At 36.5% G+C, this 5,917-nt stretch carries 2 protein-coding genes and 1 pseudogene; 2 read left to right on the top strand and 1 reads right to left on the bottom strand.

The window, feature by feature from the left end; all coding sequences use genetic code 11:
- Window positions 1-3,077: beta strand repeat-containing protein (locus tag ACFIK3_RS08880; protein WP_375676572.1), on the bottom strand; the 3,077-nt coding region annotated here is incomplete at its 3' end.
- A 772-nt stretch (window positions 3,078-3,849) separates the two neighbouring features.
- On the opposite strand from ACFIK3_RS08880, the gene ACFIK3_RS08875 reads away from it, so the two are divergent.
- Both ACFIK3_RS08875 and ACFIK3_RS08870 read left to right on the top strand, forming a co-directional pair.
- Window positions 3,850-4,980: a metallophosphoesterase gene (locus ACFIK3_RS08875; RefSeq protein WP_375631202.1), complete on the top strand. Its 1,131-nt coding sequence runs from the start codon at window positions 3,850-3,852 to the stop codon at window positions 4,978-4,980.
- A gap of 754 nt (window positions 4,981-5,734) precedes the next feature.
- A pseudogene (locus ACFIK3_RS08870) lies at window positions 5,735-5,917 on the top strand (hypothetical protein); the annotation flags it as partial.

The following is a 5,917-nucleotide window of genomic DNA, read 5'->3' as shown; positions in this document are numbered from 1 at the left end:
TTATCGAGATTAAGCGTGGAAATATCAGAACGAGATCTTTGAGCGATATCAAGGAGATTGCCATCATCATCTTTTTCATTTTTGCTGATTTTCAACGTCCATTTTGTATTGTTTTTCAGATCAAAGTGCACATTTCTGTCTTTAGCAATATTTGCTCTGCCCTCTAGAATAGACTGATCTGCGCTTAAGGTGAAGGTGCCGTTGGAGATCGCTTTAACCTCTTTATTGTTCCAATAATTGTCATTTTTCCAAGATTTTGGATCTTCGAAAAGACCATCTCCTAACAATACATCAGCATGGATTTCTGAATTTTTGAGATTGACTGTACCGATTGACAAACCTGGAATATCTTCCATGTTATCGTTAGTAAAAGCTCCAACAAAAATTCCAGTACCATTTTCAGCGTGAACATCTGCATTGGTTAAATTGATTTCACTGCTACGTTTTTGTGGATCATCTGGATAATCTAGATCAGGATTAGAGAGAGCTATAAATTGCAAACCAGCAACTCCTGCTATCATAGAAGTATTCACGACATCAATATGTCCGTTAAATGCCGCCCATAGTGCAACTTTTTTTGCTTCTATTTTATTTTTTATTGTATTCTCTGCTGCTCCAATATAACCATTCGTCATCTTAATCGTGCTATTATTTCCTGCGGTGAGACCAACATCAAAATTTTGAATGATTGTTTTACCATTTAACTTAATTAAACTATCAGTTTCTGCAACGTTTACACCAACGGTCATTGTTTTACTTTCACCACCGGTTATAATTAAATCTCCGCTAATGATTTGACTTCCACCGTCTGCATAAAACCCTTCATCAACATTTTGAATGGTTGTTTTGCCCATTAACCTAACTTCACTACCAGAGTCCGATGTCCATATACCAGTGCGTTCGTTGTCGGGGCCGTCAAGTGCTTCACCACCGATTATTGTTAAATCTTTGCTGGTGATTTTACCACCGTCAACTGCTCCAAGGCCGCCCAAAGTATTGTTAATTATTGTATCTCCATGCAATTGAATTGTGCTGTCATTGCCACTTACAAATGCACCGTTTCCTTTTCCCTCTGTTTTTAGAGCAACATCTGTGGCATCAATATGCCCTCCGTTGATTGCGAATAACGCTGTTTCGTTCGCGGCTACGGATCCTCCCATCATTATGATCTTAGATCCTGAACCGTCTGCAAGGAGTCCTCCGCCATCAGATGATGTAATGTTAGCATTGTTTTTTAAGATAATCGTACTGCTGGCTTCGGCGCTTCCTCCTACATCACGTCCACTAAATGATCCTCCTGAGACCGTTATTGTTGAGTGATCATTTGCAACTATACTGGCGGCTGCCTGAGTCACTTCTACATTATTTAAAACAACGGTACTTTTGTCTGCTTTTATTCCAAAGTTTAGTAGCGCATCGTCTTTACTATTCGATATCTTCACACCTTCTAGCTTGTTTTCACCACTGTTACTGTTTAAGAAGCTGGCACCAACTAGAGAAGTTTTAATGGTTCCTCCAGTCATGTTTATTGCGCCACCATCGTTTGTTGTAAGTCCAATTTCACTATTACTAATCGTTGTTCCCTCAAGCAATTCAACTACACTGCCTTCACCATTAGAAAATACACCAGATGACTTATCGCTATCATTTGTTTTTAGGGTTACATCTGCAACAGTAATATGGCCACCATTTTCAGCAACCAATGCATTACCTTTCCCCGTGACGGTTCCTCCCGTCATGCTGATGGAGGAGTTTGAACTGTTTGCATAGAGTCCAACGTTATCAGATGATGTAATGTTTGCATTGTTGGTTAAAGTGATGGCGCTGCCGTTTTGAGCAGATATTGTTGTATTTTGTGCATGAAATGATCCTCCCGAGATTGTTATTGTCGAATCATGATCTGCAAATATACCGGCTGCTGCTTGAGTCACTGTTACATTATTTAAAGTGACATTACTGTTAGTTGCCTTGATTCCATTGATTAGTGGCGCATCATCTTTCCCACTTGATGTCACTACATCTTTCAGTTCGTTTTCTTTGCTTTTGCTATCCAAAAAGAATGCACCAACTTTGGACGCTGTAATGCTTCCCCCAGTCATTGCGATTGCGCCACTTTCTTGTGTTTTCAACCCGATTGTAGCATCTTTGATCTTTGTATCAGACAATTCAATCACACTGTTTTCACCTTGAGACAAGGCGCCGAATCCACTCTCAATTTTAGTACCCTTATTAGATGCAGGATTATCCCCTTCTGTAGTAGGTGCACTTGTGGTATCTCCCTTTGCTGTTAGAGTACCACCCGTGACTTTAATATGACCACCGTCGTTTGTATACAATGCTGCGTCTTTTCCAGTTACGCTTCCTCCAGTCATTTTTATGGTGGTATTTTCATCATCGGCATGGAGTCCGTTACCATTAGATGAGGTAATGTTAGCACCGCCATCTACAGTAATGGTGGTGCCGCCCATAGCATATACGCCATCCATTTTACCCTCGAATGAACCTCCGGATACTATAACTTGAGAAACGTCATCCGCAAGTATACCAGTTTCTGCTTGCTTAACTGTTACATTTTCTAAAGTAATTAAACTTTCGTTGTTTATTTCTATTCCAAGGAGTGATGATGCTTCATTTTTATTATCTGATATCACTACATTTTGCAGTACACTTCTACTATTCTTACTACCATCAATATAAACGCCAGTTTGAGAAGCTGTAATGTTCCCCCCGGTCAGGTTGATGTTAGCGCCGTCTTTTACAGAAATACCGAAACGAACATCAGAATCAGTGCCTTGAATATTTAAGCCATTTAATTCAAGCGCACTGTTAGCACCTTCAACTGTTACAACATATTTATCGCTACCTGTGTCTGTATTTGTGTTTTCATTTCCAGTTACAGTTACAGTACTGCCGGTGATTTTTCCTTTGTCTTTTACATAAATAGTCTCGTACGTTTTTCCGGATATATCTTTTTCTTCGTTGGCAACGCCAAGAGTTTCAGCATGTGCAGTGAACTGGATGTTGAATAGGATGATAGCAGCCGCAGCCGTGCATGATAAAAGGGATGTTTTATACACCAGTATTCTCCTTATGAGAGCCCCCAAATATTCATTTCCCCGCAAACTTCATAAGAAGAAGTGAAAATGGATAGTTGTTATTAATTTCGATAATTTTCTTTATTTGGTAAGACATTTTTGGTTTTTTGTCAAAATTAAAAAATAAATACTATTAAATTTGTATGAATTTATATTTAACACACAATGTGCTTGTAATGATTTATATTATATAATTAAATTTATTGTAAACCTACATTATATAAATTATAACTATTATTATACTTTACATAATTTATATTATTTTTTTATAAAGTAATAATAGTATTTTTGTAGTATTTCTGCATTTTTATAGCTTATCAAAGTGAATGATGACGGTAATACTATAACACTGTTGCTAGCACTTTTGATTATTTATACTTTATTTATCATAATATTATAATATAATTGATCTTGATATCCAAAGGAGTTGGGCGCTCTAGTATAAGAATACATTTTTTCTCCTGTTGGAGATATTTTAATAGTATACGACTAAGTTTTTATAAGCTGTTAATGTATCGATGACATTTGAAAGAGCCAGAGCCCAAGCTTATAAATCTTAATCAATTAAAGTTCTTGAAGTTGAAGGCTTGAAATCAACAGTGCTTTTATATCATCAAAGTGCACCTTCATTGAAGGATCATTGCTTTCGTTATTTCGAATTTTTGACATATTTTTGACAATAAAATCTAAAAAAATTGTCTCTGAGGAATTTTTTAATATAAAAAATATGTAACGTTTTTATGGTGATAGGTTTATGAGATATAAAGTTGAATTGGTAATCACCGTGATTGCTTTTACTCTCTCTGGTTGTTTTAATCTTGATTCTGAAAAAATAAAAAGAGACAAGAGGCTTCATCATGATGCATTCATGGATTGGTCTATGAAAGAAAAGTCTCTTACAAAAAATTATACTGCTATCATTATGGCTGATCCGCAACCGTGGCGTTTAAACTCTGGTGATGCCAATGGAATATCAAACAGAGAGCCATGGTTAAAGATAAATGAGCAGGTTGCTGGTGTGATAAAAGCGCACAAGGCTGCATTCCATATTGTCAATGGTGATCTGACGGAGTTTGGACAACAAAAAAACTATGATGATTATGAAAATGTTTATAAAACTCTTGGAGCACCTGTCTATGAGGGGCTAGGGAATCACGATTATGCCAATAATGTTGGTAATTGTACAAATCCTCAAGAATTCAGTTTTTACAAAGATGCTTGTGCTATAAGTGCAGTTTCAAGAATGGTATCGGAAATCAAAAAATACCGTAGTCAATTATCGCATTTCAATGCAGATGTTACTGAAAGCTTGGTTCCCATTTCGGGTGGAAATATTCGCTCGATAAGGGGGAGTTTGAGTTATTCTTGGGATTATGGAGATGTTCACTATGTGCAGCTTCACAATTATCCAAGCTATACGGTTGGTTTGAAGGGGCAGTCTACAGAAGTGCAAATCAATAAATCTTTAGATTGGCTTAGGAACGATTTAGCTGCTGCTGATGCAAGAGGTAAAGTGACAATCATTAATTTTCATGATGCGCGTGCTGCTTCCATTGATGGTGAATCCTTTTTTATTCGTAAAAAGAATGCTAAAGATTTGTCGGTCTTTAAGTCAATTATTACCTCTCATAATGTTAAAGCAATCTTCGTGGGTCACACGCATTATCAGTCTTATTGCCGTGCGAAAAATGATAAGGTTTTTGGAAATATCCCTATATATACAGCTGGTGCGCTTTTTAATGGAGATTATTACCTCTTAGATGTGAAAGGCAAGACCATTCACGTTAAAGCCTATAATGGAGAAATAGGAAAACCGCTTTTAATTAAAGATCTTGGTGTTATAGGGAAAGACACTCAATTTTCGGCAAGTTGCAGTAAGTTATAATAGGATTTGTTTCTTTGTCTTAAAGCATGAGGGAAAAAACGTATTATATGTGCGGACTTGAAGAGCAGTAGGAGTGTCTAAATGTTACTTAGAAATAGAGTGAAAAATCAGACATATTTTTTTCAAAGCTGCTAAGATTTCAGGTTATACGCTATAAGTGCAATGGTTTAATGTGAACTGAGCTTTAATACAAAGCAGAATAATGGTTTGTTATTCTATTTTTTCTTTTTAGGCTTTCATCTTTGAAGAAAGGGGAGTTTGTCAAGGGTGTGTTCATAATTTGCTAGCACTTGTTGTCCAGAATCATCAAGAAGGCTGTTTTTATTAATTTGTTGCGGTATAATTATTAAGTTATGCCCTTTATTAGAGCTTATAATATCTACTCATGGGCAACACTTTTCTTTTTCATAAGAAAAGCTTTTTATTTTGATCAATTTTTTACTTATAATCTTCAAACAATTGATGTTTTGTGATGCTGTATAATTTCTCTTGATTAATCGTATGAACTTTTAGTTGTATTACAATTTTATCTTCTTCTTTTATACGTAAGTAAATCGTTACAATAATATGATACAAATATTGGAGTCTGTTTATAGCTGTTATGGTCTCATGCAATTATCCTTAGATGACTCTCACGTGTCTTGGCAGTTTTATCTTTGCTTTGAGAGAGGTGTAAAAAGGGGATTTTAAGAAGTTTCAGTTTAGAAAGAGTTTTTTTGCCCGCGAAAAGCTCTCGGAGAGTGCCAAGGCTGGTATGGAACAGGCGGGCGAAGATCTGGCTAATTCGATTGTCGATGGTTTTATGGCACCCATCACAAAGTTGAGCGATTTTTGTAAATCTTTGCCTAGCCGCATTAAGAGGTGGATTGGTTCCATTGATGTAAGAGAGTTTTTGCCAAGTTTTTTGGGGGGTAAAACAGCCATTCAGCCCATACCA

It is taken from the genome of Bartonella sp. CB10SXKL (genome assembly GCF_042195515.1).
Lineage (GTDB): Bacteria > Pseudomonadota > Alphaproteobacteria > Rhizobiales > Rhizobiaceae > Bartonella.
Note: the sequence above shows the minus strand (reverse complement) of the source record. Positions and strands in the feature narration are given on the sequence as shown.